Below are 23,362 nucleotides of genomic sequence, written 5' to 3'. Positions count from 1 at the left end.
GATTGTTGAATAAGATAGTAGTTTAGTTATATAGATTATAAATACACATAACGTTATAATTTTCAGAGTATTGAAAAAATATCGAGGAGAGGATTATAATGAAACAAAAATTGTTGGTATTTCTTTCATTTTTGGCGTTAACCACAATGTCATTTTCTATTCCCAATGTAGAGGCTGCAAGTTATAACGGGAAGAGTCCAGTTTCTACTGGTTGTCAAAATGATGCCTACACGGCAGTTTCTACGAGTGTAAAGAAGGATAATGGAACCATTGTTGGAACAATTCAGGTAAAATATAGTCCATCCTGTAAGTCTGCTTGGGCGAAAACTACATTTAATTCTGCCTTGCCATCCGGTTATACAGGGAATGCCTTTATTCACCAGTATAATTCCGATCATTCGATTAAGCTCCGATCATATGATTGTAATAGTTCTGGAGGAAATGGAAAAGTACTTTCCGGACAAAAATCATGTTATACCCCCATGGTTGATGATCCAGTGGGAAATTATGCGAAAGCAGAAGGATATCGATCAACAAGCTCGAATCCTTTTGAGGCTTATGGTATTACTGGATACTATTAATAGGGGTCCTGCCGCATACCCATCAAGCTAACAACATAAATTACAAGATACGAGTTGATCATTGTTTTAAAACAAACGAGTAATGAAAAAGTTGACATGACAAAAAAGCCTATTAAAATGCTATTTTTTTGCTAGGCAGCTTGTCTATCCTTCACCGTTTTTTCATATACAACTCCAAGAATATCCAAGACAGTCATCTTCTTATAACGATGACATTTACGACCATTCTTTTTGAGCAACTGATAAAGGCGATGCAGAATGTTCAAAAGTTCTTCTGTGCCAACTGCCATCGCTTGAAACAGTAACGGGAAGTAATCTTTAATCATATAAATTGCTTTGTATTCACTCAATTCCTTCTTTTTCTTTTCAAGAAGTAACTGTCGCATTTGAAACATGGTAGAAGAACAGAGGAGAATGCCAATGAGTTGGCCATATAAATGGCACTCAAGGCGTTCTTTTTTGATTGTTTTGCATTCATCGATTTCAAAGAATGACTTCCATGTTTTAAACAAAATTTCGATTTGCCAACGCAGGGAATAGAGGGAGTGAACATAGTCAGTGGGAACTTCTTCTGGTGATGTATTCGTAATATAGACGTTCATGCCCATCAAGTGCTTACTTTTATCTTTCATGACAATGCCTTTCTTCTTTTCTCGTAGTGCTTGGTTTTTTAGGCGTGTTTGCGTTTGATCGTCGGTTAGTCGATGGATAATAACACGTGCTGGGAGCTTCTGATTTTGTCCAATGTATGCCTTTGATATTTCCAGCGTTTCACCAGGGGTTAGACTAGACATCATTTGTGTCATATCAACTTGGATGTATTCAGTTTGTTTTTTTACCGTACCATTGTTGAAAAATTCTGGATCAGGGTTCTTGATATAAATACGTGTATTTAACTTCAACCGAGAGATAAAATAAGCCTCTTTATCATGAATGGCTTGTAAGTCTCCTAAATCAAAGTAACCAAGGTCACGTAAACATAAATCGCCTTTCTCAACAGTTTCAAGGCAGATGGTGCCGTATGTTTTATCATTGTTCTTTCCAGGTCCCAGTTGTACGTTTAAAAATTGGCCACTTAATAAATCATATTCCAATTGGATTTTCACGCCTGCCGTATTACTACTCCCACCAGAACCTCGATAGTCAGTGGCGAAATGATCAGGCAGTTGAAAAACTGTCGCATCTAAAATACGGATACGATTGAAAGTAGAGATTATGTGTGCAGAAAGCGATTGATTTGAACAGAGTTTTTGTGTGAGAAGAGAAGTAAAGACTTCTCGAAGAAATGCGACAGCTGCTGGATTAAAGCGTTGATTCAGCCCTTCTGGGCTTATTAATACACCCGTCGAAGCCTCTAAACGACTACATAATTGCGTAAGTGATGTACTAGCGACTTCTTGGCTGAGCCAAACGCACAGGGCGATAAGTCCATTTGCTTGATACTTACTAGATCGTTGTACAAAGCCCACCTGTTTGGCAGTTTCTTGTATGACAATTGGAGATAGAAAACGTTGTAATTCTTGTGCAAAAAGTGTCAGTTCACTGGAGATGATAGGATTTATAAAAAAACACCTTCCTTTCTCGTAAACTTCTTACAATAAGAATAGCGTTTTTTCATTCTTGAAGGTATTGTTTAAACTTAGCTTGATGGGCATGGGGTCCTGCCGACAAAACGCGAATACGCTAAGACAATTTTTGGAATAAAAAGCCCTGGATTTTCTACGCTAAGTAGAAGATTCAGGGCTTTGTTTGAAAAGACTTATCTTAATTGTTGAACACTTTTTTTAATATCTTTTTCATCATATTGTTTAACAGTTAGCCAAGGTTCAATTAGCATTTTTAAGTCCTGTTGAAATATGGTAGAATCCGCATTAATTATCCGATTATTCGGTTCGATAATTTACAACGATTGTAAATTTTTATACATATGGCCCCTTAATCCTCGAATCGTTTCCGTGCCCCTAATAAAGTTGTATCGTTTTGAAAAAAGATTGATTGATAGATGGGCTATATTTGCTGTGAAATGTTGACTATGGGGAAAGGTAATAAATATATCTTTAATAGTGTGATTTACAAGGTTGATCCGGAGAAAGCTGTGTTTAATAATAAAACGGTTAAATAACCTGACCCAAAATTCTATTACAATGCGTCTTTCCCTCATACCGTCAATAATAGTGGTAAACATAGTCTAATTGTTTCTGACGGTGTAGATGTTGCAATAGAAGTAAAGCCTGATATAGCTAATTTTCATGAACTCCAAAGAAGATTAGTGCAAGGTATATCAGTAAAAAAATTGCGTCGACGAGTCAATACACTTATTTACGAAAATTCTAAGCCAGAATATATACGCAATCATTCAAAACAGGTCCCTTTTTTTATTTTTAGTATAAAGGCTAAAAGTAATATTGATGACACAATTAGAGAAATCAAGACATATTACGAAGAAAATGACGTTCCTATTTTGAACAAATAGATTGTATAGTGGTATTAAACAAAGGAATTATTATTAATTATAAGTATGAAGAATTATATCCTTGGATCTCTACCTATACTGATGAACAAAAAGCAGGCTGGTTCTTTGAGGAATGAGACGACAACACTCTGCGGGATTTCTTTTGTATTTGGATTTGTCCTATGGAGCTTCAACTGATTTGAATGAAAGTTATTTAAACTACTATTTACTATCTGGGAATTATAATACAAGGCCGGTATAGAAACTTGAGCATCCAGTTGGGGTGCTTTTTTGTCTGAGTTTTAATGAATTTAAGATGATGATTGAAAAAGAGAGCGGGTGTCAGACACCGATTGATAACTGGAATTTAAAGACTAATAGCTCATTTACAAACTATTCAGTTAAATACATAATTAGGAATATTATGAATAAGGAGGGATTACATGTATAGAAAATCACTAACAGTACTATTAGCTGCGGGTATGGCTCTATCAACTGGTACAGTATTTGCACAAACAAACGGGGCAACAAATGCCCAGTCTGACACAGCTTTTGATAACAAAGTTATCAAAAAAATTAGTGCGGACAATATGTATAATACGATTGCCTATCTATCAGAGCAACCGAGGGCTGCTGGTACAGAAGGGGAGCTCCGTGCAGTCAAATACATAGAAAGTCAGTTTAAGAGTCTTGGTTTTGAAACAAAGGTTCAGCCTTTTCCCATCTATGATACGGTGCAAAATGTAAAAGTGAAAATTGGTGACAGTGATTTAGGAGGAACACCGCGTGCCATTAGCGGCAGTATCAGCGGGAAGGTAACGGCCGAACTTGTTAATGTTGGAAAAGCAAAGCCAGAGGAAGTTGGAGAAAATGTATCTGGGAAAATTGCACTAGTTGAACGTGGGGACATTACCTTTGTTGAAAAGGTTCAGAATGTCCTAAATAAAGGAGCGGTTGGCGTTTTAATGTACAACAACTCACCATCAGGAAATAATTTCGGACAAGTATCAGCGGGGCAAAATATACCTGCTGTAGCCATTACCCAAGCCCAAGGGTTAGAGTTGGTCGAACAGCTTAAAACTAAACCAATCACGTCCACTCTGGAAGTGGGAAAAGCTGAAAGAATCGAAAAGACATCCTACAATGTCATCGCTTCCCTAAAACCAAAAGCCAATAAGGATAATGGTCAAATCGTGACTGTTGGAGCCCATCATGATTCTATCCCGGGCGGCCCTGGTGCAAACGATGATGCTTCGGGTGTATCAGCTGTGCTGGAACTGGCAAGGATCCTGGCCAAAACGCCAATTGACACTGAAATTTGCTTCCTCACGTTCGGATCTGAGGAAAGAGGGCTCGTTGGATCATCCTTCTATGCAGATTCCCTTCCCAAAGAGGATGTAGACCGCATGGTGGCTCACTTCCAAATGGATATGATAGGCGGACGTGATGCTGGCGAGGATAATCCTGCAGGTGGTTTGATTATGTATACCATTGATGGAATGAAAAACCTTGTGACGGACCTGGGTTCCTCAGCAGGGGCCAGAACAATGGATGTTGCGATTCCTTATGGACAGCTGGGCAGGAGTGACCACCAACCATTCCATGAGCTTGGCATTCCATCCGCCTTGTTTATCCATTCCCCTGTAGAGCCTTGGTATCACCAGCCTACAGATACACTGGATAAGATCTCGAAAGAAAAATTACAGCAAGCAGCTGAAATTGTCGGTGCCAGTGTGTATCAAATTGCCCGTCCGGAAACTCCGGCATTAATAAAGTCACGTGTAGCTCCTGTCACGGTAGACTATGATTTTGATGACCGTCCGGTAGATTAAATACTTCATTGTACAGAATTACAAGATTAATAATGGATCTTGGAGAAAATCAGGAGGGCAGCTGTGTAGTTTACAGATGCTCTCTTCTTTTTATCGGCCAGCGCCTCGTGCTTAATTTTTTCACTATAATTAAACACTAATAATCAGGAAAAAGACCATATAAAAAATAAAACGCAAACTTCAATTTTTTGAAAAAGAGCAGCGCCCTATTAAAGTTCACCAAATAAATCGGTGGTTAGGATGCTTCTGATATATTTACGGTATATCCTAATTTTTCTAACCTTGGACCGAATTGCGTACAATAGAAGCTTGCTAAACTAAGTTGTTTGACACATTGTACGAGACCAGTGCTTTTTACCGATTTAGAAGCTCATGGAAATTATTTATAAATACTAATATGCTTATGAAGTGATGAAAATAGGATAAAAATTCAGATGTTATTAACTGAAAATTCTTAATTCAAACTAAAATAAGTGTATAATATTATAAAACAGTTATCTAAGTTTGTGGGTTACTATTTCTTAATAAGTAGGCGATACTCTTAAACATGTATGGAAATTTATTTTTTAGAAAAGAAATATTAGTAGGATGCAGAAAAGGAGAAATTTATTAGTCTAGAAAGGAATTAAGGCAGCTAGTAGACGCTGGTAATGCGGGTTTAGGTATTGCGTTTCCACCAAGTCGTTCATTGTTTATTTTATTGGGATTCGCTCCTCGGAAGGTCAACTTTATGTAGCATTACTTACTGGGGGAGCTTATCAAATTTTATACAGACTATTTTTAAAGATGTGGTTTGTTCAACGCAATAAAATTAAAGCGCTTTCAAAAGAATTTGTTCAGCCCATTAGCCAGTCATTTCGTGTTGTATTCAATTAAACTATGTATTTTAATATATACAAAAATCACTATATATACATACTGGAGGTTTTAGGATGAAAAAGAAAAAAGGATTATCCGGCCTGATGGCTGTGAGTTTACTAACAGTAATTCCGTGGAGTTCTGGACATGCTGAGAAACCTCAATGGACAAATGTGAATACATATGAGGAACAGGACGGAAGCAAGTTTAATAGCGAAAACTATGACTTTGTGAAATTCTCACAAATTGGTTCCAAATTAAAAGAGCTTGAAAAACTTTCAAACCGTGTGAAAGTTGAAGTCCGTGGAACATCAGCTGATGGAAACCCACTCTACGTTGTCACGATTGCTGACCCAACAACGCAAGGGAAGTTTGGAAAAGTGAAGGCACTTAGAAAGCAAATGTTTAAGAATCCAGGCAAAGCTCAAGAATGGGTTGCCAATAATCCTGACTTTAAAGTTCCAATCATGATTAATGGTTCTATTCATGGGACTGAATTTGTCGGAAGCGATGCAATCCTTCAATTAATTGAACGTTTTGCTACCCAAAATGATTCAACAACCAAAGACGTTTTAAAGAATAACATTCTTATTTTCAATGTCGTACAAAACCCAGATGGACGGATTGATGCCACCCGCTTTAATGGCGAAGGAATTGACATAAATCGTGACTTTATCACCCAGTCGCAGCCAGAAACAAAAGAGATGGTTGAGCTCATTAAAGAATGGAATCCCATGGTGTTCCTTGATACTCATGGTTATGTGAAGAATTATCAGCCAAATCTGCAGGGGTTAATTGAGCCTTGTACGCCACCGCATAATCCTAATTACGAGTATGACTTATACGGAAAATGGGCCTATAAACAGGCAGAAGCGATGGAAGCGGAAATAATGAAGGATCATGGGAACTATTCAGGATCCTTGTATCAAAACATGAAAGGTACCTATATTCCGCTGCGCGACGATTCCGCTGGCTGGGATGATTACCCACCAATTTTCACACCAATGTATGCGATGTACCATGGTGCTTACGGTCATACATTAGAAGCTCCAACAAATGATTGGGATGGCGTACGATGGATGTATAATTCGATTATGGGGGCACTGAAATTTGCAACAGCTAACAAGCAATCCATGATTACTGATCAAATTGAAGTTTTTAAAAGAGGAATTAACTTTGACCATCCTTTTCATAAGGAAGGGCTGTTTCCAATAGCCTACATACTTCCACTAGACCCTAAGGATCCGACTGTTACGAATAAGGCAGTAAATCATTTGATCAATAATGATATTGAAGTTGTTCAAGCTGTGAATGCATTTGAATCGGATGGAGTGTCATATCCAAAAGGAACTTATCTCGTTGAGATGGATCAGGCGAAAGCCGGATTAGCAAACACGATGCTCTGGGATGGGGAAGACATCACGAACGATACCCCAGCAATGTACGACATTTCCGCATGGAGTTTACCGGAGCTTTGGGGATTCGAGGCAGTACCCACACAAAATCCTATTAAAGTTAAAGCAACGAAAGTAAACCAGATTACAGGTCAAGGAACGGTTTCAGGAAAAGGACCGTTTCTGATTCCGAACAGCTCTGTCCAATCGGTAAATTTAGTAAATGCATTGCTTAAGCAAGGAATACCTATTGTACGTGATGCACAAGGCAACTTCTTTGCAAAAGCAGTAGCTAATCAGGTATCAGCAGCGGTGAAAGAATCTGGGTTACAAGTTGGAACTGCTGAGGTACCAGTAGATGCAGTGGCTATTACGTCTTTAAAAGTGGCTATATTAAAGGATGGAGGTATGGGTAAACAGAAATCACACGCAGGAACAAAGCTCGCTTTGAAAAGACTAGGTTTTGATGTGACAGAAGTTACGCCAGTCGAAGTGGCTAAAAATAGCCTTTACGGTTTTGATATTTTTGTCTATAGTGGAACGGAAAGTCTCATTTCTACCAACCTATCTCAAGCTAATAAAGAATTTGGATTACAGAGCGACGGGCAACTTAATGCGTTTAAAGAAAATATGACAAGCTTCTTAAATGAAGGAGGCAAATATATAGCTGTAGGTGCTGGTGCATCTAGAGCAACTAAGACACTTGGTCTTACAGACGACATCATTAATGTAGGAGGTTCCAACAGTAATGGTATCGTAAAAGTCGATTATGAGGGAACCGGTTTAACAGCAGGATATGGTGAGGATGATATCGGCTTTGTCTATCGTCCAACATGGTTCACGGGTACGGATAATGATGAAGTCGTCGCGACCCTTGCAGATTCAGATATTTTCTTCGTAGCTGGTCACTGGAAAGATAACATAACCGCCAAGGGCCAAGCCGTAATCGTAAAAGAACAGAATAAAGATGTAACTCTTATTGGGTTAGAAGCAGGTTTCCGCGACCACCCGGATTACTTGTTCCGTCTTCTATCAAATGCAATTTTTGAAAAATAGTAGAAATAGCCAAAGCCAGATTCAGCAATGAATCCGGCTTTGGCTATTTAAAAAATGCTAAACGCCTGCTACTAAGTCTTGAACAATTATCTCAGCAATTGCTATAACGGAAAGGATTGGGCTATATTTCTGATGAGGTTGGAAGTAAATCATGCATCACAATGTTATCAATGGTTCTCCAGACAAATAAGCAAACCCCGCAGGATTTGCTTATTCCGTTATAAAGGAACACTTTCCTTAATAACCATTCTGTTTTGATGGGCATCCATTGAAAAACCACATTGGTAGCTTTATACTTGCATGAAAGAAATATTTGCTTATTCAACTACCGGGGCATACTTTAATAAGCGTAGTGTCTTCGTACTGTGACATTATAAAAAAACAGAAAGTATGCTGAAGTTATCTCGACATCTAAAGCAGCAGTCAGCTTTACAATTTTTAATGCCGTCACATTGGATCTTCCAGAAGCCATTTTCGATGGACCCCCAGAAAGAAAGACAATGAAGCTCTGCAATGGGATACGATTGATCTCGAACAGCTTGTCTCAATAGTTAGTCAAGCCTCTGCAGTGCTTTAATTTCAAATCAATTCTTTAAATCATTGGATGTAAATATTAAGAAACCCGGCTAATCTTCTCATGTGAAGATAGCTGGGTTTTTAAAGTTGGATGTGCAAAATAACATTTAAAATATATGCAAATTATCAGTCGAAAATCACACTAGTTTTCTATCTTCATGTACGAGCGACTTCTTGGCTGAGCCAAACGCAATTAGTGATAGTTCATCTGCTTATATTTACTAGATCGCTATACAAAACCAACTTGTTTGGTGATTTCTTGTAGGACTATTGGAGATAAAAAGCGTTGTAATTCTTGTGCGAAAAGTGTTAGTTCACTAGAGATGATAGGATTCATAAAAACACCATCCTATCTCGTAAACTTCTTTCGATAAGCATAGCGTTTTTTCATTTTTGAAGGTATCGTTTTAACTTAGCTTGATGGGCATGTGACGCTACACCTATCAAGTTTATCTTAGGTGATGTTTCACCATTTTTTTATATAAAGTAGATCGGTGTATGCCGAGAATTTTAGCTGCCTTCGATTTGTTTCCGTCTACTTTCTGTAAGATGTTTGAAATAAGTTCACGTTCACGTTCTTCGTTCGCCACTTTTTCATTAACCAGCAAATTAGAGGTTGTTGAACTATTTCCTTGGTGAGGAGAACCTAATTGCTGATCTAATTCTAGATCAGTAGTTATAAGAGGATTAATAGTATGAGTTGAAATCTGGCCTGTTTTTTCACTAGGATTTTTACTATTTTTATTTTTAGTCCTCATAAGATAGTCTGTAAGATGTGGTGGCAGATCTTCGAGTTGAATTCGTGCTTGATCTGAAATAACCACTAAGCTTTCTAAAAGGTTTGCCATTTCCCGAACATTTCCGGGCCAATCATATTGAATGAAGCTTTCCAAGACTTCTCGACTTAATTTAACGGGGGGGATTTGGTGTTTATTGTAAGAATCCTCTAATAATTTAGATACTAAAATAGGAATATCTGTTTTTCTATTTTTGAGGGGAGGGATGTGCAAACGAATGATGTTTAGACGATAGAATAAATCTTTACGAAAGGTTCCCTTTTCAACCAACTGCTCTAATGGCTGGTTCGTTGCGGCAATAATGCGTACGTTCACATGTATTTCATTAATGCCCCCAATCCTTTCAAATTTTTGTTCCTGCAAGATACGGAGCAGTTTAGCTTGTAGGTGTAGGGACATGTCTCCAATTTCATCCAAAAAAAGCGTCCCATTATGAGCCAATTCAAATTTTCCTGGTTTTCCTCCCTTGCTTGCTCCTGTAAAAGCCCCGTGGTTGTACCCAAAAAGCTCAGATTCAAGCAACTCATCAGGAATAGCCGCACAATTAATGGATATTAATGGACCATTTTTTACTGGACTTAAATTATGAATAGCTTTGGTAAACAACTCTTTTCCAACACCGCTTTCACCGATAATTAAAACCGTAGCCATTGTCTTTGCTGCTCGACGGGCTATTTTTTTAACTTCACCTATAGAGCTACTTTCACCGATGATTTTATCAAATGTAATCGTTTCTTCATCTTTCTTGGGATATTCAAGTGTAATGTGTTTATGGCTCGATTTATCCTTAAGGGTCTGCATCCTATCAAAGACTTTAGAGAGCTCTGAAACTCCTTCGAAAACAAGCATCCCTATTGCACCAATCACTTTATCATTTCTCCATATCGGAATTACGCTAGCAATCATTTCTTGCCCCTGCAAAATAACCGCATTATTGCGTTCAGGAATACCCGTTTCAAGAACAACTGGCAACCGGGTATTGTCAATTACTTCAGTACAATGCTTACCTATAACTTCTTCCTTTCTCATTTGTACGAAACGGCTGTAGGAATTATTAAAAAGTTGGATTACGCCGTTTTGATCCACTACTGTTATACCTTCATAGGCTGTATCAAAACAAAGATCGTACATTTTTACTATTTGATCTAATGATTGTACTTCTTCGCTCAATACAAAGAATTGGTTTAGCAAACTTCTCGTTGAAGGGAAACGACCAATAAGACGTCCATTTCTATCTAATACTGGAATACGCGTTCCAAACTGAAAGGAAAGTTCGTTTATAGGATCATCAGCATAGCAAGCAGGGAACTTCTTAATCATGATATTTTGAATTTCTTGTTCTAAAGGTATGCCATCCAAAAATGCTCTCATTATTATTGAGAAAGTGACAATCCCCTTTACTATACAATCTTCGTTAACCACTGCAATGTTATCTATTTCGTATTTCGACATGATATTAGCAGCTTTATAAATAGAGTCGTGAATTTGTAATAAATATGACTCTTCTTCCATCCAATCTTCAACGATACCGTCCTTAAAAATATTATAGGAGACGCCTTTATTATTTAAAACATTCATCAAGAATCACCTATCTTATATATAATTTTAAATTGATATTAATTTTGAATAATTTTAATATTCAAAATAATACTAAAGGAAATTGTTGTCATTTGTCAACGAAGTTGTTCTTGTTTATCTACATAATTATCAATAGAGTGTTGCTTTTTGGAAACAGATATTTAAGAAACGGATGGGCACTTACAGTAAATTTGGCATAATAACGAGTTGGCACAACACTTGCATTAGTTTATAACTGAAAGTCAATTTTTTATAGGGGGTGCAGTATGAATTTTATCGGAGAATTACGTACGCCTAATATTGTATATTACGGAGACCAAAGCCTTTCTAAACTAGGCAAAGTGGCAAATGATTTAGGTTCCAAAGCATTGTTAATCAGTGACAAGCCTATGAAGGATTTAGGTTATGTGGCTAGGGTTATTAGATATCTTCAAGGTGGGGGTGTTCACTCGATTACATATTTGGGAGTGGATTCAGAAACAAAAGATACTCATGTTGAAGAGGCTTTAACTCTTTTTAAAGAGAATGAATGTGATTTAATTGTTGGTCTAGGCGGAGGAAGTTGTATTGATGCTGCTAAGGCGGTAGCTCTATTGGCTAGAAATAAAAGCGCTTTAATTGAATATATGGGTGTGGAAAATGAGATTATAAATGATCCCGTTTCAGTAATAGCTATTCCGACAACAGCTGGAACAGGATCTGAGGTGACTGATGCCTTAGTTGTGACTGATACAATTTTAGATTTAAAAATGATGATTAAACAACCTAAAATAATGCCACAGGTAGCTATTGTTGATCCAAGTCTGACGCTTTCATCACCAAAAATGTTAACAGTTGCCACAGGGATTGATGCATTATGCCACGCTTTAGAGGCTTATATCTCACGTAAGTCTCATCCTTTAACTAATACACTAGCTTTATCATCTATCAAATTAATTATAGATAACATTCAACGTGTTTATGAAGATGGAAATGATTTAGAAGCAAGAACACAGATGGCTTTAGCTTCAATGCAAGCAGGCATTGCTTTTTCTAATTCATCCGTATGCCTTGTTCATGGGATGTCTCGGCCAATTGGTGCCTTGTATAAAGTACCACATGGGATTTCGAATGCAATGCTTCTATCAGCTGTGTTGGAATTTAGTGAAGGCAGCTGCGTTGAAAAACTAGCTCAAGTAGGTCGGACAATTATGGAAGGCATGGAACAGCAAAGTGATGTGGACGTGGCAAAAGAAACCGTATTATTTATTAAAAAACTATGTGTTGATTTAAATATTCCTAATCTTAAAGCGTGGGGAATTAATGAAGAAGATTTTGAACAATCTTTAGAGAAAATGGCAACTGACGCATTAGCAAGCGGAAGTCCAGGGAATCACCCCCGAGTGCCTAGCAAAGAGGAAATTATTGATCTATATCGAGTCTCCTTTACTTATGACTATTCAACTATGAACCTACTCAAAAAATAATATTGAATTTGGAAAGGGGGGATTGGTTAATATGGCAATTAGTTTTTTAGGTTTAATAGCTGGCCTTGGACTACTCATGTATATGACCATTAAAGGGATAAACATCATTATTGCAGCTGTGTTGTGTTCTGTTGTTGTAAGTATCACAGGCAAGCTCAATCTAATGGAAGCGTTAACAACAGACTACATGGGGGGCTTCACTGGTTTCTTTGCCTCCTGGTTTTTAACATTTTTACTAGGTGCAATTTTTGGGAAAATCATGGAGGATACAAAATCTGCAAATTCAATTGCAGATTGGGTTCAGCGTAGATTCGGAGCTAAGCGTGCAGTATTTGCTGTTGTAACCGCGTGTGCGCTTATGACGTATGGCGGTGTAAGCGTATTCATCGTTGCCTTTTCCGTTTACCCTATTGCAGTTTCTTTGTTTAAAAGTGCTAATTTACCCCATCGTTTTATACCTGGTGCACTTGTCTTTGGATCCATTTCTTTCACTATGACATCGCCAGGATCACCAGAAATACAAAATTTAATTCCTACTGAACATTTTGGTACGACTCCAACTGCTGGAGGTTGGGTGGGTGTGGTTATTGCTCTATTAATTATGGTTGGAGGTGGAATTCTCTTAGGAAGGATGGTTCAAAAAGCTGTAGATAGAGGAGAAACTTTTTCTATGGACCACATTGCTGAAAGTGCATCGAATGAGGTTGCTGCAACTCGGCTGGAAACAGAGGATGACCCGAATCAAGGAGTATCTAAAAAGGACTTGCCTAATATAATTATTTCGATCATTCCTTTGATCTCTGTAGTAGCAGTCTTAAATATTGTTGCCAAGTATATCCCTACGGATCAAGCGGTATTGGTTGCTTTATTTGCGGGAATTGTTGTGGGATGGGCGCTTATGTATAAAAATGCTATTGGCACTCATAGGAAAGCCCTTACTATAGGGGCAGAAAATGCACTTAATGCCATTGCTAATACATGTGCTGTGGTAGGATTTGGTGCAGTTGCAGCAAAAGTACCAGCATTTACTGCTATTGTGGATACGCTTACTAATATGCCTGGGCTAAAATATGCGGGTCTTGCTATGGCTGTTACGACTATAGCCGCTATAACAGGTTCAGCCTCTGGCGGTTTAGGAATCGCCTTACCTATACTTGCACCCATTTATCAAGCACAAGGTTTAGATCCAGGAGCTATGCATCGAATTTCATCCATTGCTTCCGGTGGCCTAGATTCTTTACCACATAACGGATACGTCGTTACTACTATCAGAGCGGTATGTAAAGAGACACATCAACGAGCATATAAGCCAGTATTTGTTCTCAGTGTGGTCGTACCTACAGCAGCTTTAGCTTTAGCAGTTATCTTATATATGATTTTTTACTAGATGATACCTGAAGGAGGGAAAGAGAGATGAGTTTAAAACATAGGATAGGATTTATCGGATTAGGAAATATGGGTTTACCTATGGCAGAGAATTTGATTAGTCATGAAAATATAGTATACGGTTTTGACATTAATCCAACAGCTATTGTCAAATTTCAAGAAATTGGTGGACATGTATGTCAAAGTATTAAAGAAGTACTCCAATATGCAGATGTGATATTTATTAGTTTGCCTTCACCAGCTATTGTTGAGATGACGTTTTTCGAAGAAGGTATTATTAAGTATGGTACTGAAAATTTAATGATTATTGATACAAGTACAGTAACACCCGAATTAAACCGTAAAGTTTTTACTGCTTGCCAGAAAAATAACTTAAGATACTTAGGTTCTCCGATAAGTGGCGGTGTTATTGGTGCCGTTAATGCAACCCTAACATTTATGGTTGGCGGACCTAAAGTTTACTTTGATGAAGTACATCCACTGCTAAATATTTTAGGAAAAAATCTGTTTCATGTTGGAGAAAATCCAGATAGTGGCACTGTGATTAAGTTAATCAATAATTTGATGATCGGCTTCTATACCCAAGCAGTTGGGGAAGCGCTAACTCTTGGTGAAAATATGGGCTTAGATCACGAGCGTATGTTTGAAATCCTAAATGTAAGTTATGGCCAAAGCAGAATATATGAAAGAAATTATAAGGAGTATATCGCCGAAAATAACTTTGAACCTGGCTTTACAACAAATCTGTTGTTAAAAGATTTAAAAATAGCTAAGCAAATGGCTGAGGAATGTGAAATTAAGCTGCCAATTGGAGACCACTTGGTAGATTGGTATACGCAGGCAGCGAATGAAGGTTATGGAGAGAATGATATGTCTGCTGTTTACCTAATGACTAAGAAGCTAGCCAAAAAAGCAATACAAAAAAAATAATAATAAATTAGGAGGAATAAATAATATGACCATGATTAAAAGTGAATTTAATACCAAAACATTAACTCATTTTATTGGTGGAGTAATGAAACCTGGCAGAAGTGAACGCTTTGGAAAGGTATATAATCCTTCAACGGGTGAAGTAACGGCTTTTTGTCCATATGCTTCTGAAGAGGAAGTAAATGAAACAATTGAAGTGGCACATTCGGCTTTTGCAGCTTGGAAAAATACGTCTGTAACAAAAAGAGTGGAAGTTATTCATCGCTTTAGAAGCCTTCTAATAGAGGAAACAGAACGACTGGCAAATATAATAGGTCTTGAAAGCGGCAAAACAATTTCTGATGCAAAAGGTGAAATTAGTAGAGGAATTGAATCGGTTGATTTGGCGATAAATGCTCCACATATGTTAAAAGGTGAATACTCTGTCAATGTTGGTGGAAATATCAACTCTTTTTCAATGAAACAACCTCTAGGTGTAGTTGCAGCGATTTCTCCATTCAATTTTCCAGTAATGGTACCGCTCGCAATGACTTCTATGGCAGTAGCTTGTGGAAATGCGGTAATTTTAAAACCCTCTGAACGTGTTCCGAACTCAGCTTTATTTATCTCGGATCTATGGAAAAAAGCGGGCCTACCAGATGGGATTTGGAGTATCGTTAACGGTGACAAAGAGGCAGTTGATGCATTACTTAAAAATCCAAAAGTATGTGCCATATCTTTTGTAGGTTCTACAAGGGTAGCTGAATATGTTTATCACGAAGGAAGCCGAAATAATAAAAGAGTAGCTTCTTTTGGTGGAGGAAAGAATCATATGATTATTATGCCGGATGCTGATTTAGATCAAGTTGTTACTGCCTTCCTAGGTGCAGCATTTGGTTCTGCATCCCAACGCTGTATGGCGATTTCAGCAGCTGTTCCGGTTGGTAAAGCTACAGCTGATGCATTTGTAGCAAAATTAAAAACTCGTGTACTAGAATTAAAAGTAGGGGCATATAATGACAATAATGCAGACTTCGGAGCTGTAATTACACAAGAATCAAAGGATTCTGTTATCAAGTATATTAATGAAAGTCTTGAAGAAGGCGCACAATTATATGTGGATGGCCGGAATCCTAAAATATGTGAAACGGAAAAAGGTTTTTATTTAGGACCAACGATTTTAGATCATGTTACTCCTGACATGAAAATTTATTGTGATGAGGTGTTCGGACCGGCACGTATTGTGGTACGCGTAAATAGCTTAGACGAAGCAATTGAATTAATTAATAATCACGAATATGGTAATGGTGTTACGATTTTCACAGAAAATGGGTCTGCTGCAAGGAAGTTCTCAGAACAAATTGAAGTGGGAATGGTCGGTGTGAACGTACCGATTCCGATACCAGTCGGATACTACAACTTTGGAGGGTGGAAGCGTTCGAAATTCGGGGAAGGCCACATGTTTGGTCCAGACACCGTTCGCTTTTTCACAAAAACCAAAACGATTTCAGAAAGATGGCCTGAATCCAAAGACAACGAAAATAAAGCGGAATTTTCATTTCCAAGTAATCAATAACTAAATGATTTCATTACATTGAGATATGTCGAATTTTCATTGGGAAATGTAATTAACAAATGAAATATATTGAAATAAGCGCAAAACGCTTGGATGATTTTATGATTCCAAGCGTTTTTTTGCTTGAGGGGCTCTATTTTTTTTCAAACCTGATATTTAACGGTCTACAGGAATGCTAAAGGGGTAAGATAGTTCCTTAAGGAATGGTACAATGAAGGAAAATTAACGAGGTGCAAAAATGCTTTTAAACGACTTTATGAATGAGAATTTCCCGAACTTAGAACTTAGACCACCCTTGTTTTATAGTTGGAAAATTGGTATCCGTTTTGAATTAGGTGTGGACTATGATAGAGATAATGATTATGAAAATAGCCCATATCTACAAGGAGTATATAAAAGGGCTATCACTTTATTTAAGTCCTTGCATTCTCATAACGATGATATTTATATCGTAGTTGACGTAAACGATTATGCAGATGGTTATAAACATAAATCAAAAACTTTTTCTCGTTATATTAAAGAGAAATCGGTCTTATATGGGTTAAACCAAGAAACAATTCCTTATATTTTTCCTGACGATGATGATGAAGGAACATATAAAACACATAGATTTACTTTAAAATGTAAAACGTCTGACTTCAAATACATTCCTATGTTAAAAGCAATCTGCAATAATGATATGGGTATAAGACCAAGTATTTTTAATAGAGTCTATTTTATCAACATCAACAGGAAAACTATATTTCACGTTTATGATGACAGGGGTTGTGATTTATTGGCGACCTCTCCCGAAACAATAAGAGATGTTTATGACAAATACAACGATTGGATATTAGATTACGACAGAAATGAAATAGACGAGACATTCAAATAAAGGATGTCTCCTTGTTGAACGAAAAAAGACCTCTTGATAAGATGAATGTGTCCTAAGCAGGCAGCTAAAAAGGACAAAAACATCTATTTGGAGGTCTCACAAAGAATTATAACCAAAATCATAAAATCTCTCAAATTACTTCTGAAACCTTAATTGTGGAAGTAGATATCGCTAAGCACAATCATGTAGCGAGGGCACAGGATTTTAGAGGATTGGAACTGGGTAAAACGTGTTTCTTTGAAAACTAGAGCAATAGTGAGATTGTGTTTAGTTTATTGAGGGAGTTTAGTTGAAGAAGAACTGAATAAATAAAAACAGCCAGGTTATGGCTGTTTTTCTATAAAAAATCCAAATGCTTTCAATAAAAACGGAAAATTCAATCACCCAATCAGATTTATGGGATAATTTGATTAATTCCAGTTTTTCTCTATAAATTGAACTGCAGGTTGTAAATTTGTTTTGTTAGCAATTGAAATGACAGCGGGAACTACAGACGGGTCCGTTTTGGAGAAATTAGGGATCCTTGGATTTAACCGAAAAAAACGATTTCCTAGAAGCTGAGAACTGACCATGGATTCATAGTAACCGGATCCACTAGCGACAATCTGAAGAAATGGCAGTAAGGGTTCATTGGGAGATCGGTCCAAAAGGACTCCCCAATTTGGGGGAAGGTTCTTCATATTTTCGGGGCGTATGTTATCTGCACTCACCATCCCCCACCCCTTTGTATCTCTTCTTAATTGAGTCGGCTCTTCACCTGTTCCAATGGATAATACCGCAATTTGATCCAACGGCTGTTTGGCTTTCCCCACTGCAAACGCGATACTGGCTGTACTAGGGTTAGTTGTTACTGTATACCCATCCACGTAGTTTTGATAGGCCCGTTGTGTCGCGGGAGCACCACTGCTCCGTAGTATTACATCACTCGCTTTCTCATTTAAATAGGGAGAGTCAGGAAAGTTGTGGAATAACACAGGAGTCCAACGATTCAGCTCCGGTGAGAATAAATGAAATGCAGGGACAACAATTCGTCTTTTTAAGTCTTTGAGGAGAAGATCTGGTGGAAAAAATGTTTGCACCGCTTTAACGAAACCAGAATAGGGTAATTGTTGGTTGAAAACAGGTCCACCTGGTCGGGAAACGCTGAATGCCGGCAGGATTTTATCCTTAAAAAACTGGAGTGTCTCCTTGGGCGATCTTCCACTTGCTAACGCAAGGGCAGTGAATGAACCGATTGAATTTCCTGAAAAAACATTGGTTCGCCTAATTAATTTTGGGTTTTGCTGAGCCAGTCTGTTCAAAAGTTGTAAACTTAAAGCACCTAAGGTACCGCCTCCATCAAAGGACATAATCCGATATTTTGTCAAAGCAGATTTCTCCTTTCTAATCTGATCACAAGTATCATTAAGTATATGTTTATTTTTTGTCTGTAGTATGGGTAATGAATACCTCTTTGACCTGAAATCCTTCAGGAGCCGGATTATGTAGCTAAACATCCAAGGAAAGACTCCATCAAGTATATAAAAAAATATTACGACGAGGGAAGAGGAGACTACGTTTGAGTGGCATTACGGGCCAACCAAACGGGAATTTATTATGCACGTACTTTGTTTATAATGAGTGATGAAAAAATCAGAAAGTACAACCCAAAAAAAGCTTGAAAGAAAATAAAAAAGCAATAGCGGTGGGCTACGGCCTACTAGCATGCAAAATTTTAGCGGGGTGACAATCCCGATCTCCAACGAGGGCGACGGCTGCCTGTTCCGTCCTCAAACAGGTTATTTTGCAGCCTTGTGCACAATAGGTTATTGATTATTTTTATTATATATCGTGCGATCCTTCAAGATGGAGGCCGCTTTTTCCAAAAACAGGATTGTGAAGAATTACACTTAAAATACCATGAAAATTAAACACTACTAATCAGGAAAAAGACCATATTAAATAAAGCGCAAACTTCATTTTTTTGAAAAAGAGAGCAGCGCCCTATTAAAGTTCTCCAAATAAATCGGTGGTTAGGATGCTTCTGATATATTTACGAAGGGGGCTAGGGTGGGACAACAAAACTTGCAGCTTGGAGATTTTTATTAAAAAGTTAGAGAAAAGGCGACTTAATTGTCGTTTTTATTTTGCACTCAGAATAAAGGTTTTGAATTACATATTCTCTTATTCAACGTAGCATCGTTCTAGTGAAATACATAAGTAATTTTAAAAAAAACTACTCGGTATGAGCGTCAAAAAGAACAATCATCAAAGATTCTTGGAGACAAATTTATCAGTTACTAAAGTGAAGTTTACTTCTTGATTATTTTAGGAATAACCTCGATAGAATATATATTTTAATCTAATACAAAAGTATACAAGGTGACCTAATATAAATGTTTCAAAATGATTTGATTGTGATTCGAATTGTATACGGAATGAATAAAAGGAGGTATGGTGACCGAATAAATCAATAAGTGGATTTAGGAGGGAATTGGATGACATACTTGGAACAATTCGTACGTAATCGGAGAAGAAGAGAAAAGACCGAGGTATTAACCGCACGCATTCCAGAAAGCTTGTACGGTGATTTCAAAGGTTACTGTGACGAACTGAATTTATCTATCGGTGAAGCGATTTGTCTGCTGATAGAACGTGAAATGACAGGGTATCTGGAGAATTAGCAATCACGGACAAATACAAAATGAATGATGATGTAGTCAATGTGAATACAAAGGTAGTCAATAAGGTTGCAAAAGATGTAATTCAAATACAAATAGATTCGTAACGACACAATGGCAAGTAGACGCACAGCTTCCATGTCCTTATTGTGGTCAGTGGGTGGAAGCGACTAACTTTTCCAGACATGCCAAGCGACACTTAACAACCACACAGGATATCTTCACGAATGCGAAAAAAGCTGAAATATGAACTAAATAAGACGTAATTTTGGATTAACAATAGTTTAAGAAGAAAGGTATGTTCATTGCTATGAATTAGTTTTCATAGTTGTACCTGTAAATATGTAATCTGTCGTAATTTACCTTAATGCAAGTGGAAACCTACTTGGTCTCGAGTGTTAAATTTAAGAATGTTTATTGAGAAACATATTTTCAATTATCTGATTATTCAATATATTAACCATTGCCAATTTGTAGCCTATAGTATAAAATTCTATGAAACTCTTTCTTTTCGCAATTAGTTTCATAGACTTTTTTTAAGGGGGATGGACTTTGAATTGGAAAAAGAAAATTAGCATGCCATTATTATCTGCTGGACTTGCATTTAGTGCGTTTACACCCGGAGTTATAGGTCATGTGAATTTATCTCAAGAAGTTAAGGCTTCTGAAAAAGAGGGAGCACCAATTGATTTAGGGATTGCAAATGATGACCGGCTAATTGAGATGTTAAAGAAAAATGGAACGATTCCAAAAGATGCGACGGCCACAGAAGCAGATAAGGCATTACAAAAGTATTTACATAAGCTAGCGACGGCCTCTGAAACTAATAAAAAAGAAAATTCTTTTGAAAAGAAGCAGGCCGCACTAAAAGAACAAGTTAAAGCAAAAATGGATAGTAACGGTCTAAATGTGGGAAAAGGAAACAAGTCAGGGCAAGCAAAGCAAAATACTGTTTCCTCTGTCAAAAAAGAAGATTGGGATGGTACGGAAAGGAAAGACGAGGTCCTCGTTCTATTAATTGATTTTCCTAATCTTCCACACGGACAATTAACTTCCGATGAAACAGACATGTATTATAGCGGACCCGATGCATACTCCAACCAACATTATCAGGATATGATTTTCGGTGAAAATGGCTATGTCGGTCCGGATGGTAAAAAAAAGATCTCCATGAAACAGTATTACGAGCAACAGTCCGGCGGCAGTTATACGGTGGATGGTAAGGTTGCCGGCTGGTATACAGCCAAACATCCAGCTGCTTATTACGGCGCTCATGATGAAAATGCCGGTAATGATAAAAATCCAAGAGCACTTATTCGGGAAGCCCTTGCTGATGCGGCTAAAGATCCTTCAATTGATTTGAATCAATATGACAAAGAAGATCAGTTTGATTTGGACGGTGACGGCAATATGCGCGAACCAGATGGAATCATTGACCATGTCATGGTCATTCACTCTGGTGTCGGGGAAGAAGCAGGCGGCGGTAAAATTGGTGAAGAGGCAATTTGGTCTCACAGCTGGGATCTAGGCGGTCTCTACCCAATTCCCGAAACAAAAGCGGATGTAAACTATTTTGGTGTCGATAATTTGTTAGGACTAGCCTATACCATTGAACCAGAAGATGGAGCTGCGGGCGTATTTGCTCATGAATTCGGTCACGATTTAGGCTTGCCGGATGAGTATGACACTCTTTACAGCGGTTTAGGTGAACCAGTCAGCTACTGGTCACTCATGTCAAGTGGAAGCTGGACAGGGAAAATTCCAGGTACGGAACCATCTGGCTTCAGTCCATATGATAAAGAGTTTTTACAGCAAATGATGACAACAAATGACTTTATGCCAAACTGGCAGTCAGGAAGTCAAATAAACGTAAATGATGTTACTTCTAAAGGAACAGAGTACTTGCTTGATGAAGCAAGTACAAAAGGCACAAATGATGATGTTGTTAAAGTAAATCTTCCTGAAAAGGAGATATTAGTTAATACGCCTGCAAGTGGGAAGTCAGAGTACTTCAGTGGGAGTGGAAATAATCTAAGTAACAAAATGAACACGACTATTGACTTATCCAATGCTACTTCTGCTCAACTTACATTTAAAACCTGGTACTCTATCGAACAAGATTATGATTATGCTACTGTTCGTGTCAATGGTCAAACGGTTCATGGTAACATCACAACGAATGATGATCCTCAAGGGTCAAATCCAGGCAATGGTATTACAGGAGATTCCGGAAACAAATGGGTAGATGCAACATTTGATTTATCTCAATTTGCTGGCCAAAAAGTCCAATTAAGCTTCAATTATGTCACTGATGGCGGATTGGCAATGGCAGGTTTCTATGTTGATGATATCAAGGTAAGTGCGGGGGGCAGCACAATTCTGTCCGATGATGCGGAAGGAACTTCACCATTTACTTTTGTAGGTTTCTCCAAATCTGATGGCAAAAAACATGCAAGTCAGTATTACCTTCTCGAATGGAGATCCCATAACGGTTCTGATTCAGGTTTAGCCAATGTGAACCGTAAAGGAACCATGTTATCTTATGATCAAGGTTTAGTAGTTTGGTATGTTGATAACTCCTACGATAACAACTGGACAGGTCCAGACTATCACCCTGGTGACGGTTTCTTAGGTGTTGTCGACGCCGACCAGCACAATAATATCTGGCATTATAAGGACTGGAAGGATCCAAACGGTGTATATGATGTTAATAAAGTCCTTGGCTCAAACAGCTATCAAATGCATGATGCAGCATTTAGCTTAAACAAAGGTAGTAAAGTGACCATTGGTGATTCATCTTTCTACGTGAAAGATAACTTTACTCAAAGCAATGCCATGTTTGATGATAATCAGAATTACAGCAATACCCAAGCTCCTGACGTTGGCCGTAATATTCCAAAATTCGGACTAAAGGTTCGCGTAGTTGGCCAAAGTGCTGACGGTACTGTAGGTAAAATTTTACTTTATAAATAATAAGGTGGTTCTCTTATTTAAAGTGTATCCCTTGTAAAGGATATTTAAAAAAAAGCTAGAAAGCATTGAACAGATGATCCCTGTATTGTGAAGTGAACCCAAAAAGTTAGACAAAGTATTTTAAGCAGCTACTAAGGATTGGATCTTGTATTTTACAGGACTCAATCCTTTTAGTTTTGCTTACTTCATACTTCTGAGCTACATTTTTAAAAGGTTCATGACCCTCAATAAAAAAATGAACGGCAGCTAGCTTAGTTTCTAACGAATATTTTGTCATAAAAAAACTGCACCTCCAATTGTTAATTTTGACTAACAATTGGGGTGCAGTTCATACTGAGGGGCTCTGTTTTTTTCAAAGCCTATAATTAATGTTCTACAGGAATGCTAAAGTTAA

General features: G+C 37.7%; 13 protein-coding genes and 1 pseudogene. 10 read left to right on the top strand and 4 right to left on the bottom strand.

Translation table 11 applies throughout. The annotated features are described in order from the left end of the window. Positions 1-98: 98 nt before the first annotated feature. Positions 99-581: a DUF2690 domain-containing protein gene (locus ACFX4X_RS13285; RefSeq protein ID WP_317778845.1), complete on the top strand. Its 483-nt coding sequence runs from the start codon at positions 99-101 to the stop codon at positions 579-581. Between the two features lie 131 nt (positions 582-712). On the opposite strand, the gene ACFX4X_RS13280 is transcribed toward ACFX4X_RS13285, so the two are convergent. Beyond that, the gene (locus tag ACFX4X_RS13280) at positions 713-2,143 is read right to left on the bottom strand and encodes an IS4 family transposase (protein ID WP_377384112.1); all 1,431 of its coding nucleotides are present in this window, start codon (positions 2,141-2,143) and stop codon (positions 713-715) included. A 1,333-nt stretch (positions 2,144-3,476) separates the two neighbouring features. Here ACFX4X_RS13280 and ACFX4X_RS13275 point away from each other — a divergent pair. Then, positions 3,477-4,865 carry a M28 family peptidase gene (locus ACFX4X_RS13275; RefSeq protein ID WP_377384062.1) on the top strand — a complete coding sequence of 463 codons (1,389 nt, stop codon included), beginning with the start codon at positions 3,477-3,479 and terminating at the stop codon, positions 4,863-4,865. A gap of 932 nt (positions 4,866-5,797) precedes the next feature. Continuing rightward, on the top strand, positions 5,798-8,173 hold the full coding sequence (locus tag ACFX4X_RS13270; protein ID WP_377384059.1) for a M14 family zinc carboxypeptidase: 2,376 nt from the start codon (positions 5,798-5,800) through the stop codon (positions 8,171-8,173). 735 nt (positions 8,174-8,908) lie between these two features. Here ACFX4X_RS13270 and ACFX4X_RS13265 read toward each other — a convergent pair. Next, a pseudogene (locus ACFX4X_RS13265) lies at positions 8,909-9,086 on the bottom strand (IS4 family transposase); the annotation flags it as partial. Between the two features lie 112 nt (positions 9,087-9,198). Beyond that, entirely contained in the window at positions 9,199-11,124 is a 1,926-nt protein-coding gene (locus ACFX4X_RS13260) for a sigma 54-interacting transcriptional regulator (RefSeq protein WP_377384056.1), read from the bottom strand. A gap of 266 nt (positions 11,125-11,390) precedes the next feature. Here ACFX4X_RS13260 and ACFX4X_RS13255 point away from each other — a divergent pair, with 266 nt between their 5' ends. From ACFX4X_RS13255 to ACFX4X_RS13235, 5 genes are all read left to right on the top strand, one after another. Continuing rightward, complete coding sequence (locus tag ACFX4X_RS13255) at positions 11,391-12,590, top strand: iron-containing alcohol dehydrogenase (RefSeq protein WP_377384053.1); 1,200 nt, start codon at positions 11,391-11,393, stop codon at positions 12,588-12,590. A gap of 31 nt (positions 12,591-12,621) precedes the next feature. Further along, complete coding sequence (locus ACFX4X_RS13250) at positions 12,622-13,977, top strand: GntP family permease (RefSeq protein ID WP_377384050.1); 1,356 nt, start codon at positions 12,622-12,624, stop codon at positions 13,975-13,977. Between the two features lie 26 nt (positions 13,978-14,003). Next, the gene (locus ACFX4X_RS13245) at positions 14,004-14,906 is read left to right on the top strand and encodes an NAD(P)-dependent oxidoreductase (protein WP_377384047.1); all 903 of its coding nucleotides are present in this window, start codon (positions 14,004-14,006) and stop codon (positions 14,904-14,906) included. Positions 14,907-14,937: 31 nt separating this feature from the next. Continuing rightward, positions 14,938-16,461 (top strand): CoA-acylating methylmalonate-semialdehyde dehydrogenase, encoded by a 1,524-nt coding sequence (locus tag ACFX4X_RS13240; RefSeq protein WP_377384110.1) that lies wholly within the window; start codon positions 14,938-14,940, stop codon positions 16,459-16,461. A gap of 256 nt (positions 16,462-16,717) precedes the next feature. Continuing rightward, positions 16,718-17,335, top strand: coding sequence for a DUF3885 domain-containing protein (locus ACFX4X_RS13235; RefSeq protein WP_377384107.1), 618 nt, complete (start codon positions 16,718-16,720; stop codon positions 17,333-17,335). 410 nt (positions 17,336-17,745) lie between these two features. Here the strand turns inward: ACFX4X_RS13235 and ACFX4X_RS13230 are convergent, their stop codons facing one another. Next, entirely contained in the window at positions 17,746-18,702 is a 957-nt protein-coding gene (locus ACFX4X_RS13230) for a patatin-like phospholipase family protein (protein ID WP_284470688.1), read from the bottom strand. Between the two features lie 1,110 nt (positions 18,703-19,812). On the opposite strand from ACFX4X_RS13230, the gene ACFX4X_RS13225 reads away from it, so the two are divergent. Further along, positions 19,813-19,998 (top strand): hypothetical protein, encoded by a 186-nt coding sequence (locus ACFX4X_RS13225; RefSeq protein WP_377384044.1) that lies wholly within the window; start codon positions 19,813-19,815, stop codon positions 19,996-19,998. 573 nt (positions 19,999-20,571) lie between these two features. Continuing rightward, positions 20,572-22,968, top strand: coding sequence for an immune inhibitor A domain-containing protein (locus tag ACFX4X_RS13220; RefSeq protein ID WP_377384104.1), 2,397 nt, complete (start codon positions 20,572-20,574; stop codon positions 22,966-22,968). Positions 22,969-23,362 lie beyond the last annotated feature (394 nt).

The organism is Peribacillus sp. YIM B13481, from assembly GCF_042787985.1.
Taxonomy (GTDB): domain Bacteria; phylum Bacillota; class Bacilli; order Bacillales; family DSM-1321; genus Peribacillus; species Peribacillus simplex_A.
This window is presented reverse-complemented; position numbering and strand designations above follow the sequence as displayed.